This window comes from Vibrio sp. B1Z05 (assembly GCF_052955985.1).
The window spans coordinates 921,511-934,005 of the sequence record NZ_CP130463.1 but is presented as its reverse complement, the minus strand read 5'-3'; the positions used below and the strand labels follow the sequence as shown (position 1 = coordinate 934,005).

Here is a 12,495-nt window from a genome sequence, read left to right as displayed (position 1 = left end):
TAGTTTATGTCTGTGTGTATCAACCTTTTGCCTTACTGTGGTCTATTCATTGTCACGCTTTAAACTCCAACCTGCTGTATACAAAACATGATTTTCAGCGATGCTTTTTTCACTCGAGGTAACATCATCAATGATTACATCGTATCGTGATATCTTTTGTGGTTTGAAGGTAGGCTCAACTCCCAAGCCGATAACCTTAAACCTTTCAACTTCAGGGGTACTTGTTTCGATTAGCGGTACTTTCTCTTGTTTATATTTGCCACTAACATGAGCATATGACATTGCAGCTTTGATTTTGGAAGATTGCAGATCTGGAAATAGTGTAGCCAGAAATGATTCGAATTCCGTACACCTGCGCTCCACACCATAGATTTCTTGGATTTCGATAGACTTTTTCTTATTGTATACCCACCTATAACTACCTGAAACTGTTGGTTTAAAACTAGCAGCAATATACGCCCTATATTTCTTGGGAATTTCATCCGGATTGTGAAAGTACTTAATGAGCGATGATATATTCGAGTGAATAACTGTGTCATAGGACACTCGAGCCACAACATAAGGTAGTACCCTAGTTTTGTAATCGCCCATAAAATAGTACCTATAAATCAACACTATTAGGTCAGAGATAGTCAGTTCCAAATCAAGTTGCGAAAGATCTAAGTTAACTTTGGATTCAACAGCCGAAAGGAATTGTTTAAATGTACTCACTTGATACTCAAGTTTGAACGTCAGCTGTTGCTGGATAGCCTTGGTCTTATCGTACATTACGGTTTGACCATTACTACATCCAACGTTAGAAGCGCAAATCAAATCTAATATATCAGGGTGTAATAAGTCAGGTTCGAAAGCATCACTCTTAAAAAAGCTCACATTAGAAAAAATTGATGTTTGATATGCAAGCAAAAGTGTTAAATGCTTTTTGTATAGCTCAAGTTCATTCATTTCTACACCGGAATTGACGGTTTTTTTGTCTCTAAACTTCTTCGATATCACTGAACCATATTTCAGGTGGCCATTTGTCGGTATTTTGACTAGTCCGTAGTTTTACTTGTTTACCAATTAAAAGCTTCGCTTTTCTGTGAACTTCTACCGCATTTTCTTTGTAAGTGTAAATAGCCATTTTTCTAAATTGATGCTGACTATTCGTTACAATGATAAACTTTTCACCTTGAGCTACATCTGATATCATCCCAAAATTAGTCCAAATATAACCCATAGAGCTTCCCTAAGATGTTTAAAATGTCCAGTATGATACTATTCCCCTCATTGATACTGTCAAGTCCGTTTGCACTTGCAAATACTTGGAATACTATTCATTTAGAGGATGAATTTACAGGGCAAAAACAGGAAGTTACTCTTGTAGAAGATAATCAGTATGCTATCGCTCTTGCATGTGGTTGGGGGCCTCGTGGATCATATTATACGCCTAGAGTTGTTTTTAAGTCTAAGTTAGTTAATGGCGGTAATCCTAAGCCTATTGCTTGGAAGATTGATGATAAACAAGGGGTTAGAGGTAATTACTGGCATCTTGATAGCGGTTTTTATGGTCCCAACTACGGAAATGAAGGGCAGAGAATGAAAGACATTGCTGATTTACTTGTAAATGAAATGAAAACAGGTAATACCATTTTAGTATCAATGGATAACAAAGCATCATCTAGATTGACTTTGTCGGGTTTTGCTGCTAAGTACGACTACGTAGAAAAACAATGTAAGGATGTTTACCCTAAATACGATCAATACCATACTCAAAGAGTATTCTATAAAATTAATTGATTATCTATTTTAAATAGCAATCATTAATGGTGGCTAGAATCTGTTACGATGCACGACGAACTCTACGAAACAGACGAGACTAACTGTCTGACACGTACCTTGCTTTTGTCCCAAACAGACATGAAAAATTCGTGACCATTTAATTCCCGTTCCAAAACTTAGTATTTATGTAGCCCAAATCACCTTCAACCGGCATATTGGAATAATCATTTATTCTCATGCTACTTCCAGAAGAATAAGAAGCAAATTCAATATGTTTAGAAAAGACATTGTTTTTAAATCTAGTTTCACAACCATAGACACCTATATCACAAAAAAACTCTTCTCCAGCACTACTAATGTTGTCAATTTCTAAACGTAGTTGACCTAAGTGTTTAAATAAAAATACCTCTAGGCATACAGGTACAACCCCAATACTTTTATGATTGTACATTAACCCAAGGCCGTCGCTTCTTTGTGAAAGCCTATTAAGAACAGTTCCAACTGTCAGTTTACGCAAAACAGAAGGTCTGTGAATATTCGATAGTTTATCTCTAGTATCAATATTTCCTATAGAGAATGTAAAAAGCAACGTCTTATCTGACTTTTCAACTTCAGTTGTTTGTGTAGGCTCGATTAAGACACAAGAGGTTTCTTTTATGTATCTAGCCAAGCTTCTATTGCAAGTATCTGTGGAGCGAATAACAGTGTTACTCGGTGTAATATCAGATAACTTAAATATTAATTTCTCATGCCATTGGTTGCCAAATAGTAAAACCGATTCCACCTGATGTGAACGCACGCTACGATCAAATATTCGCAATTTCCCATCAATAGAAAACAAGATTAAACGATGCCCATCCGACTTGGAAAGTCCAAAATAATCGATTGCCGAATTTAACTCTCTGCTTTGATATGATTTTTGATGTGCTTGCTTTGCGTTCTGAGAACTCTTCCTATGATTGCCAATTAAACTTATCGAATGCTTAGTAGTTAAAGGTTCACGGACTTGCTCTTTGTTAGATGCCTCTTTAACCCACTCATAACTTACATCATCAGCAAGCCGTCTATTGTGACTTCTGACGCCTCTAGTGCCAACTCTGTTATGTGATCTAACTGTCGTATAGCGAGGTGTTCGTACTACTTTTCTCTTATACCCTAAAAGAGGCATTATGACGAATTGCGCCACCCAACCAAAAAACAACAAGATTAACAATATCAGTGCTAAAAACTTCATAAATCCACGAGAAATAGCTACAAAAAGGAATTTTACGATATTTGCTTAATTGCCGTCAATTAAGTGTCAAGATTGCTAAGTCGCTTTTGTCCCAAAGGTAGCTATATTTGATACATCAGGTACTAATTGATTCAGACCCGCAACTAACCATGACTTCTCACTTGGTCGGAGCTAAGTGTTGGGTGAGAGGTGTTTATGCTTAGAACTCTTAATTGGACAGGCCCATATAGTTGGCCCGATTACGAAAATATCAATGATCTTCCACGACTTCCCAAACAAAAAGGCGTTTATCTACAGGCTTTTGAATACCATGATGGCTATCTGATTTATGCCGCTGGAATAACTAGGCGTTTGTTCAAAGCACGCTTTAAAGAACACTCTCGCGCTTATTTAAATGGAGAGTACAACGTGCTAGACATCCCCTCCGTCCAAAATGGAATTCGAAATGAACATTGGCATGGGTGGGAATATGCCCGTACTCACAGAGATGAGTATGAAAATCGCCGATCAGACTTAACCCCTCTGATTCAACATCAACTCGCTAGCTTTAGAATTTTTATCGTCAACTTAGGGGACGAAAGCAGAGTTCATGAGCGAATAGAATCAGCTGTAATGAAAGTCTTATATAAGCAACTACCTCCAATTTCAACAATTCCTGACCAAGGCATGTTTCTGTCATCAAAGAGAGACTCTGAAAACAAAATTATCGTTGAAAATTTTTGCGATGAAATCCTTTGGGGTCTCCCTGCTCTACTCTCAATTTAAGGCGATTAATCCCAAACAGTAGCATCAGTCTAGACTGTGGGGCGATACAAACAAACTCACCCTATAAGTATTAAAGAGTTGTCGTCGACTTACCCATATACCCATTAAAAAACCAACTCAACATCCTACCGTCATCCTGACTCTCTGGGGTTTTACCATTGGGCTTTCCAAACATTGACTCTATCACTCCACTCGCAGCTGTATTAACTCTGCATCGAATGACATCTAGACTGTGATGTATGAATACTGAGTCCCCTCGAATGGATGTAGAATAACGGACGTACATTTTCCTTTCCGATGAAGTGTATCCGGATTTTTCCAATCTACTTGCTAGCAAGTCTGCCTGTAATTTTGTTAAAGATAAAGAAATCATGATTATTGATTCGGTTAAAAATTCATGGGACAGTGTATCCATACGGAGACATTTAATCTAATAGCTTATGTGAAAATAAATGACGATGTTTAGAGGAAACTAATGAATGATCTGCTCCAGAAGTTTTGGACACTGAGTTAAGTGAGTACAATCACTAACGAGGTGAACAATGACAACTAAAAAAACACGAATCAAACATGCTCCTGAATTCAAAGCCGAAGCGCTTAAGTTAGCAGATAAAGTCGGTGTCGCTGCTGCCGCACGACAACTATCGTTACATGAATCTCAAATCTATGGATGGCGTAAAGCCGTCAAAAAAGACGCGAAAATCAGCGATAGAGAAAGAGAACTCGCCACTGAAAATGCCAAACTCAAACGATTACTGGCTGAGCAAGCTGAAGAGCTAGATATCGTAAAAAAGGCCGCCACCTACTTCGCGAAAAATCTAAAGTAGATTGTTATGAGTATATGCTCGAACACCTTGTGCAGTATAGAATTGTCCGTATGGCTAAGTCCGTATGGCCAAGGTGTTTGGGGTTTCTCGAAGTGGGTTTTATTATTGGATTGATAATCGCCATAAAGTCACTCAACGCACCGAAAGCAGCTTGATAGCAAAGTTGATAGCAAAGTTAGAGAAGTCTTTGATGATAAAAAAGAACGCGACGGTGCAAGGCGTATTCAAAAAGAACTTGAGGCAAATGGTAATAAGCACGATGTAAAAACCATTGCCGCGAGCATGAAACGCCAGAGCTTAATCGCGAAGGCCGCCCGTAAGTTCAAATGTACGACAGACAGTAAGCATAGGCTTCCTCTTACCTCGAACTTGCTTGAGCAAGACTTTAATGCGACAGCACCAAACCAAAAATGGGCTGGAGATATTACCTATCTAGCGACAAGCGAAGGTTGGATGTATTTAGCGGTTGTTATCGACTTGTACTCACGGCAAGTAGTTGGTTGGTCAATGAGCACCAGAATGACCGCGACTCTGGTCTGTGATGCAGTATCAATGGCATTGTTCCGTAGATGCATGCCCGAAGGGGTGATTATCCATAGTGATAGAGGTAGTCAATATTGTTCAAAAGACTACAGAGACTTAATCTCAGCCCATAATCTAAAACAAAATATGAGTAGGAAGGGGAGTTGCTGGGATAACGCCTTGTAAACATCCCTTTTTTAGTGGCACTCGAAATTAGAGTCTTCTCCCTGCTGTGATTTAGCCAAATATTCCCATGGAGTAAGATCTCCAAGCGAGTCATGTGGCCGCTCACTGTTGTATTCATTTATCCAACTTTTTGTGAGTTCACGAACCTCACGCAGTGTTTTAAACATGTACATATTCAAAATGGCATCGCGATAGGTTCTGTTAAAACGTTCAATATATGAGTTCTGTGTAGGCTTTCCTGGTTTAATAAATTCCAGCTCAACCTGATTTTCTTCCGCCCATTCAGCCAGTTTTAACGAGATAAATTCAGGGCCATTATCCATTCGTATCTTTTGTGGATAGCCACGCCATGCGACAACTTGCTCAAGTACTCGAAGAACACGTACTGTGGGTAAACTTAAGTCGATCTCTACTGCTAATATTTCGCGATTAAAATCGTCTAAAAGATTGAACGTACGAAAACGTCTTCCGCACTGTAATGAATCACTCATAAAATCCATGGACCAGCATATATTTACTTTCTCTGGTACACATAGCGGCATAGGGTTACGGGTTGGAAGGCGTTTCTTTTTACGTCGTCGCATATTCAGATTGAGTGAACGATAGATGCGATGAACTCGTTTATGATTCCATTTGTAACCCCATCGTTTTAGAGTCTTAAATAGTTTGCTAAAGCCGTATGCTGGATAACGTTCAACCGCTTTTTTAAGTGCATCAATGACCTCATCATCTCGATGAAGATCTGGTTGATATCGATAAACTGAGTCACTGATGCCAACAACACGGCACGCTCGACGTTGGCTGATGTTATGTTTGCATTTCACATAATCAACCAACTCACGGCGAACCGATGGCTTTACAGCTTTTTTTCGATAACGTCTTTAAGAATGGAGTGATCCAAGCTTAAATCAGCGTACATTTGTTTTAATCGTCGGTTTTCTTCTTCAAGCTCTTTCAGTCGTTTGATGTCCGAACTATCCATACCGCCATATTTAGCTCGCCAGTTATAGTACGTTGCATCTGATATACCATATTCACGACAGGCATCAGAGACCTTTCGGCCTGCTTCAACTTCCTTCAAGATTTTAACAATCTGTGATTCTGTATAGCGTGATTTTTTCATGATCATTCTCCGTTTTATTTAGTTTAAACGGAAGAACTCTAAATCGGAATACACCTATTTTAGGGGATGGTTACAGCCTGTGTTGAAAGCTTTTTCCACTCAATGAAAGTAGAAGCCGTCCAATACGAGCCGAAAATGACGCAAAAAGAGATGCGTCAAGCACTCTTTGAATACATTGAAGTTGATTATAATCGAACAAGAAGGCACTGTGTTCTTGAGAACCTAAGCCCAATTAACTTTGAAAAGAAAAATATCGCTTAGCTAAGTGTCCAGTCAATCTGGAGCAGTTCAAAAAAGGGATGCTTACATTTATGTTTTACATTATTACTTTATCTATTGGCATTTTACTTGGTATGTGGATACAAAGAAGAAATATTATTACCCAATTGTGGCTAAGTTTACAGGTAAAGCTAAGTAGATTTTGGGTTAATAAAGAAGTTTGGCCTCATTCTAAACCAGAGACGCCCATTCAACCTACAAATTCAATATCAGATATAAAATTGGAACCAAAATCTGAGTTTTTAGTAAGACAAAACCAACTGATAGCAAAGAATATAGAGCGTTCTCAATTTTTAAGAAAAAAACACGGTATAACTAATTCGATTAAAAATCCAGATTCAATGCACAACTCGTTAAGATCTATTCAAGGTAACGTAAACTTAACTAATGAAAATAATGTGTTTTTTAGCAATACTTCAGAAGACATTGTTAATTGCAAGACTTTAGATAAAGTAGATTGTATGTTAGCACTAAATGTACTCGGTAAAGATTTTCTTGAGGTATATGATAGCGAGCACAATATTATTGTTTCACATAAAACTTTTGGCTGTGGTTCAGTGGTAAACGTACGTGAAGCCAAAGATTTAGTTTATCTTGATGTGGATATAAATGGTGAGATTAGAACCTTCAAATCTTCCGCCTTCATAGATGAATATTTCAATGGGGTCTTTGTCATTAAATCCCTAGCTAAAAAGTACGATGACCACAAAAGCCTCAAAGAGGCAAGACGTCGCTCTAATGATGAAATGCACAGAAAATTTAAACGTAAAGCAAAACTTTGTGGCCCCTCTGGTCCCTCAGTACTATCTAAAGGTAATCGCTGGAAAAAATATGGAAATGATACTGCCCATGCATATTCCCAAACTAAGGGAGGGGGTAAAGGTTTACACCAATAGTTTTTTGTATAGCAGTCTACACTTAACGCCGTAATGACTGCATGGATAAAAAAGCACTTGAAGCTTTTGCTAAAGGAATTAAAAAACCTCAAGGTTTCTGCTTTCCAGAGGCTGTAACAGATTCTGTGTAACCCACTTTTCAAACTACATTTTTCTTTACCTCTCAACACCAACTACCGCAGTAGCCCACGTATTATTCACTTTCATATCGGAGTTATCTCTTAATAACATCGTAATAATTTTTCCACTGTGGTCTCTTGTAAATGCTTGTACGGACATCTTTGTAGTAACTAAAATTAGATTATCTGATATTTTTGTACATGTCCCCCAAACCAATAAGTTTCTATTCATCACAGTGCAACTATCAAAGTCGGCACTTAAATCACTATACACAATATTTTTTTCACTCCATTTTCCTTGAAAAAGTTCAGAGCCAACAAATGTTGAACTGTGGGAGAAAAAAGAAACAAGTAGAAAAAGAGTACAAAAGTACTTCATAGCAACTCCTAAATCGGAAATAGTATTATTGCATCACATTGAATACTACAAAAACCTTTAACATAATAACTCAGCCACTATAACAACTCTTCTAGGCCCTAAAAAAACCGAAGCTATCGCGTATACCTTCAATATAAGGACTCATATATTTAGGCCATCCCTCCGGCTGTTTGCGCTCGTGATAAGTGACTATTAACTTACTCCTTGGTCGACTTAAAGCAACGTAGAGTAAACGTTGACTCTCTTTCGCGTGCCTTTCTCTTTCCTGTTCTGAAGCTGTGCGTGGCATCCAAGGTGGAAATGAATCTCCGATCACTTGTGGAACAATCACAGTCTCAAACTCTAACCCTTTTGCTCGATGAATTGTACTGACAATAAGACGGTGTTTCTTTTCGTCAATGAGATCAACTTCTTTTAATGTAAGTAATTTTGCTACCGATGGGTTCGTATCATCAACAAGATTGCTCAATAATCCTTCATACTCTCCATTCTTATCCAACCAAGGTATCAGCTTCTCTCTTGCTTCTTTATCTACTAAGCTAGCATTGTTATACAATTCTTTTTTATCCGCTATGAAAGCTAACCATTCTTCCAACATGGAAGAAAGTGATGATCTGCCACTAATTGTTTGAACACTCATAAAACGCTCAATATTGTTCCAATTTAACCTTAATGAACGAACCAATATAGTTTCTCTATCAAGAAAAGAGTCTATGTGAGATAATTTTGGTTTAATAGTGTGAATTAAATACGATAGCAACGATGCGGTAGCTTTTACGTCATCCAATGCATTGTGACTGTTCACCCCTTTTAATTCAAAGTCTTTTAGAAGGTTCTCAAGCTTGTAATTCTTTTGATTTGGGAAGTGCTGTCTAGCCAACTGCAAACTATCCATCTGTACATTTTGCTTAAACTTATGGTAAGCATCCAGAGCTTTATAGTTATTCTCTATGCTATTGATGTTCATTTTGAGCATAGTCTCATCAAACGTAAGATTATGAGCGACCACTGCGCATTCTCCAACAAATGAGAAGAATTCCATCAAAGCATGATTCAGCTGTTGTCCATTTTTAACCTGACTAATTTCTATTTCATGGATTTTCTGGCTTTCTTCAAACTGTGCTTTTAACGCAGGATCAGCCTCAAAATCTAAGTGGATATAACGATCAAATTCATCCACTATGACTCCATTCACAACTTTTATAGCTGCGATCTGAACAATTTTATCCGACTCTAAATCTAAACCCGTTGTCTCAGTGTCATAAATAACTACTCCTTCGTTATCGTACTTGGCAACAAGTTCCTTCAAGTTATAGTTAAAAAGCACGTCTCCACCATCGTCACGAGCTATGCGGTTGCCGAGATTGCCACTTTGCAAAATATCGTATACTGAAATACCTTGTGCTTTTAAGTCATTAATGAACTGAATGCAGCGTGACTTATTAATATTCTTATCAAGGCTTTTTGAAAAGCGATAAGTTAATCGCCACCAATCTCTATTCGTTGCGTTTCCTTGGTAGGCCCTAAGGCAACTCATCCAATCCTGAATTTCATCCCTCTGCATTAAGTCATGTTTACTTACTCTAAAAAAGTTAACTTTACGTGAATTCAGAAAATCACAGTAAAATTCAGCTAATTTGTTAGTCGAGCATAAAAGTCCAACTCGTCGATTCGAGTCCTTCAATATCTTCTCGATCATCTGTATTACGTTATGATTTTCAGCATGATTATCAGGATAACCCAACAACAATGTTGATTGCTTATTGTCAACTTCACTGGTTCCTCTCAACTCAGGAAGATTCCAGTTGAATTGTCTATAAGCACTAAGCAGGTTCACTATATTTTTATCTGAACGAAAATTGTTCGTTAATTCATGCCTAGCATATGTTGCAGTTCGTTCTTGAAGCTTATTTAAATCTGCGCCTAGGAACCCATAAATCGATTGATAACTATCACCAACACAGAATATATGGCTCGTATCATCACTAATAGCATTTATGATCTCCCATTGCATTGGAGATAAATCCTGAACTTCATCAATTTGGATATATTTCTTCTTTTCACCATTTGCGATGATCTCTCGTAACCCTATGCACAGAATATCATCAAAGTCATATGTACCAGTTTGCTTTTTAAGCTCTCGAAAACGTAAAAAAACCGTCCAGAGATACTCGACCAATTCGTCCACATCCTGCCTTTCTTTATCAAATGCATAGGTTGCTTCAGAAAGAAGTTGTGCAATGTTTTGCTTGAGTAAATTAGAAAAAACATCAAGAACCTCGACATCCTCAATTTCTTCCAAAGCCAACATAAGCATATAGGAACTGAAAAATGCTCTATTAAAGTTTTTTGACGAAGAAACCCTCATAAAATCAACACCTTGGAGAGCCACCGCTTCAAATCGAGGATTGATTTCTTTTGATAAATCGATTCGAGACTCTTTCGCTAAGTTAAGTAGCACTTCTCGGTAATCGTCATCCAAAATTCCAAAGTCTTTCTCTTTATGGCTTAATCTTTGGCTTTGTCTGATGGCATCCAAGCAAAAAATATGAAAGTTTCCGATAAAAGGTTGTCGCCCTTTTAATACTCGCTTTGCTCTGTTCTGCATCTCTTCGGCCGCACGAGTAGTAAAGGTTAAACAAACAATATCTCTATCATCTGAGAACTTATCTAATGCATATTTCAAACGATGCGTAAGTATCGTGGTCTTTCCTGCTCCAGGCGGAGCTTCTAAAAAGTGTTTTCCTGAATCAATTGTGACCAGTTGTTCTTGTTGATCACTGAGCGGTGGAAGTGCACGTCGTTCAACTTCTGCTTCAGAATTTGACATACCTTCCAGTAATGCATATTCAAAGTTCTGATTTTGTAAAAGAAGCGTCTTTTCTTCATCTCTTAGCTCCAAAAGCTTTCGTTCATAGAACTCAACCTCGTGGTGTAGTTTTTGTTTTTGAGATTGAAGATCTTCTACTTCACTTCGAATCGCAGTCTGCTCGGTTGCAACAGCAGTTCTTAATTCAATCTTTAGTCCTGACTCTTTTGCCAGCAACTTCTGAAGCTCTTGTTGACGACTTTTGTAGTCGGATGCATACAACGACACTTTTTGGCTGAGCTCTCTGTTGGTTTTTTCAGATTGTTCAAGCTTTGCTACCAACTTTCCGTTCATCTCAATCTGAGCTACAAGTTCTCTTAGCCTTTGTTTCTGCTCAAGGTTACGTATCACTAAAGGATTATCTATATCCTCTAAACGGAATACCTCTGGTTCAATATCAATGCCATGAAAATCGATAATAAGAAAGTTGTATAGATGCTTCGCATCTTGAAATGCCTTATTAAGATCATTCCGAGGCCATTGATGAGGCTTGTAATGACTAGCTTTGTTTCCTAACTTTCGAATTCGGTCGGCAGCGGAAGTAATATGAGGTTTATTAAATTGACACGAGAATTTCTCAATCATTTCCTTAAGTGATGGAAGAGGTCGTACGTTCTGGTCAATATCGAGAACAGTAAACATAATCCCTTCACAATATGTTCTAATTGCAGTAGGAACAAAATGATAGTGCTCTTCAACGTACAGGCGTTCTGCCGCACTAATTGACTCATAAAGCCCTGGCGCAATATTTATCAATTGAGAAAAATTTGAATTCATGTTTATTCTCGATTAATCCTAAGGGTATACGAAGAAATATTGCTCTTCACAAAGGAAAACTAGCATCGGGTGAATAGTCTTATGATTTATTAAAAACTCCTTTTTTGCAGCTTTTTCTAATAGAGGGCCGGAAAAAAAAGGGGTATCTAATAACTCTCTGAAGGCTTCTTTCAAATCAGCAATAGTGCTGTATTCTGTTGATGACATAACATTTAACATATGATTAATTCAGTTGCTTATTCGGGTAATTATAATCATACCAATTTTTACATAACCAAGAAATACTCGGATCGCCTACTATTCTAGTATCAAATCCAACATTTGTTTAATATTCTTCTTTATGCATATGCTACTAAAAGGAACTATTTAAACCCAACAATGATACTAGTTTCACAATAAAAGATTATACATAAACAATAGCTTTTTATTGGGGACTACCTAGTCATAGAAATGACATCCTAAACAAAAATCATGCTCACTTCTATTTCTTTTCTCAAATGTGACACAGCTAATACACAATATGTCACATAGCACTCATAATGGTATAAATATTAAAAACTTAGTCTAATGTTAGTTGGTTTAGATATTTATAAATAAATTAAAGTAATGAATTTAAATTCCAGAATCATATGTGTTCCACCCCCTAATGTTTTTAAATATCGATGTTATCGCAGCAGTTTAACTATCCGTATCTATTTGGTTCCGTCTGCCCAAGCAGAGGTATCGGTGAAGCGATAGTAGTGCCTTGGGCCAATAAA

9 protein-coding genes and 2 pseudogenes are annotated in these 12,495 nt (G+C 37.6%); 5 read left to right on the top strand and 6 right to left on the bottom strand.

The genetic code is table 11. The features are described 5' to 3' along the window. Positions 1-42: 42 nt before the first annotated feature. Positions 43-945 carry a hypothetical protein gene (locus QV280_RS04380; RefSeq protein ID WP_152821847.1) on the bottom strand — a complete coding sequence of 301 codons (903 nt, stop codon included), beginning with the start codon at positions 943-945 and terminating at the stop codon, positions 43-45. A 31-nt stretch (positions 946-976) separates the two neighbouring features. Continuing rightward, positions 977-1,219 carry a hypothetical protein gene (locus QV280_RS04375; RefSeq protein ID WP_152821845.1) on the bottom strand — a complete coding sequence of 81 codons (243 nt, stop codon included), beginning with the start codon at positions 1,217-1,219 and terminating at the stop codon, positions 977-979. Positions 1,220-1,242: 23 nt separating this feature from the next. On the opposite strand from QV280_RS04375, the gene QV280_RS04370 reads away from it, so the two are divergent. Next, a complete protein-coding gene (locus QV280_RS04370) occupies positions 1,243-1,779 on the top strand; it encodes a hypothetical protein (RefSeq protein WP_152821843.1) in 537 nt (178 codons plus the stop codon). 139 nt (positions 1,780-1,918) lie between these two features. Here QV280_RS04370 and QV280_RS04365 read toward each other — a convergent pair whose 3' ends face one another. Continuing rightward, positions 1,919-2,995, bottom strand: coding sequence for a hypothetical protein (locus QV280_RS04365; RefSeq protein WP_152821841.1), 1,077 nt, complete (start codon positions 2,993-2,995; stop codon positions 1,919-1,921). Between the two features lie 195 nt (positions 2,996-3,190). Between QV280_RS04365 and QV280_RS04360 the strand changes: the two genes are divergently transcribed. Beyond that, positions 3,191-3,760: a hypothetical protein gene (locus tag QV280_RS04360; protein ID WP_152821839.1), complete on the top strand. Its 570-nt coding sequence runs from the start codon at positions 3,191-3,193 to the stop codon at positions 3,758-3,760. Positions 3,761-4,302: 542 nt separating this feature from the next. Further along, positions 4,303-5,289: pseudogene (locus QV280_RS04355) on the top strand (IS3 family transposase); the annotation flags it as partial. Positions 5,290-5,306: 17 nt separating this feature from the next. Here the strand turns inward: QV280_RS04355 and QV280_RS04350 are convergent. Further along, positions 5,307-6,418 (bottom strand): IS3 family transposase gene (locus tag QV280_RS04350; protein ID WP_373604483.1). Its coding sequence is split into 2 segments (ribosomal slippage): positions 5,307-6,166 and positions 6,166-6,418, totalling 1,113 coding nucleotides; the frame shifts between segments, so codons are not numbered across the junction. 75 nt (positions 6,419-6,493) lie between these two features. Between QV280_RS04350 and QV280_RS04345 the strand changes: the two are divergent. Together QV280_RS04345 and QV280_RS04340 are read left to right on the top strand one after the other, a co-directional pair. Further along, positions 6,494-6,679, top strand: a pseudogene (locus QV280_RS04345) (IS3 family transposase); the annotation flags it as partial. Positions 6,680-6,729: 50 nt separating this feature from the next. Then, positions 6,730-7,593: a hypothetical protein gene (locus QV280_RS04340; protein WP_152821837.1), complete on the top strand. Its 864-nt coding sequence runs from the start codon at positions 6,730-6,732 to the stop codon at positions 7,591-7,593. A gap of 156 nt (positions 7,594-7,749) precedes the next feature. Here QV280_RS04340 and QV280_RS04335 read toward each other — a convergent pair whose 3' ends face one another. Both QV280_RS04335 and QV280_RS04330 read right to left on the bottom strand, forming a co-directional pair. Further along, on the bottom strand, positions 7,750-8,091 hold the full coding sequence (locus QV280_RS04335; protein ID WP_152821835.1) for a hypothetical protein: 342 nt from the start codon (positions 8,089-8,091) through the stop codon (positions 7,750-7,752). Positions 8,092-8,182: 91 nt separating this feature from the next. Continuing rightward, positions 8,183-11,737: a UvrD-helicase domain-containing protein gene (locus tag QV280_RS04330; protein WP_152821833.1), complete on the bottom strand. Its 3,555-nt coding sequence runs from the start codon at positions 11,735-11,737 to the stop codon at positions 8,183-8,185. Positions 11,738-12,495: the final 758 nt, after the last annotated feature.

What these genes read in the sequence shown, in the direction of transcription:
- QV280_RS04380 (WP_152821847.1), bottom strand. Translation starts at nt 945, where the DNA reads ATGAATGAACTTGAGCTATACAAAAAGCATTTAACACTTTTGCTTGCA.
- QV280_RS04375 (WP_152821845.1), bottom strand. Translation starts at nt 1,219, where the DNA reads ATGGGTTATATTTGGACTAATTTTGGGATGATATCAGATGTAGCTCAA.
- QV280_RS04370 (WP_152821843.1), top strand. Translation starts at nt 1,243, where the DNA reads ATGTCCAGTATGATACTATTCCCCTCATTGATACTGTCAAGTCCGTTT.
- QV280_RS04365 (WP_152821841.1), bottom strand. Translation starts at nt 2,995, where the DNA reads ATGAAGTTTTTAGCACTGATATTGTTAATCTTGTTGTTTTTTGGTTGG.
- QV280_RS04360 (WP_152821839.1), top strand. Translation starts at nt 3,191, where the DNA reads ATGCTTAGAACTCTTAATTGGACAGGCCCATATAGTTGGCCCGATTAC.
- QV280_RS04340 (WP_152821837.1), top strand. Translation starts at nt 6,730, where the DNA reads ATGTTTTACATTATTACTTTATCTATTGGCATTTTACTTGGTATGTGG.
- QV280_RS04335 (WP_152821835.1), bottom strand. Translation starts at nt 8,091, where the DNA reads ATGAAGTACTTTTGTACTCTTTTTCTACTTGTTTCTTTTTTCTCCCAC.
- QV280_RS04330 (WP_152821833.1), bottom strand. Translation starts at nt 11,737, where the DNA reads ATGAATTCAAATTTTTCTCAATTGATAAATATTGCGCCAGGGCTTTAT.